Here is a 240-nt window from a genome sequence, read left to right on the forward strand (position 1 = left end):
ATGTTGTAGTAGCGGATCTCCACGCCGTCGCGGGCCGCTGCCTCACGTGCCTGCTTGTTGGCACGCACGTTGAAGCCGAGGACCGCCGCATTGGAGGCCGCCGCCAGCGTGATGTCGGATTCGGTGATGCCACCGACGCCCGAATGCACGATGTCTGCGGCGACTTCGTCCGTAGAGATCTTGTCGAGAGCGCCGATGATGGCTTCGACCGAGCCCTGCACGTCGCCCTTGATCACCAGC

Annotated in this window: 1 pseudogene; it reads right to left on the reverse strand. The window is 64.2% G+C overall.

Annotated elements, in window-relative coordinates:
• Positions 1–240 (reverse strand): annotated as a pseudogene (locus CH341_RS33335) (translation initiation factor IF-2); the annotation flags it as partial.

Origin of the sequence: Rhodoplanes roseus (genome assembly GCF_003258865.1) — a bacterium.
GTDB classification, from domain to species: domain Bacteria; phylum Pseudomonadota; class Alphaproteobacteria; order Rhizobiales; family Xanthobacteraceae; genus Rhodoplanes; species Rhodoplanes roseus.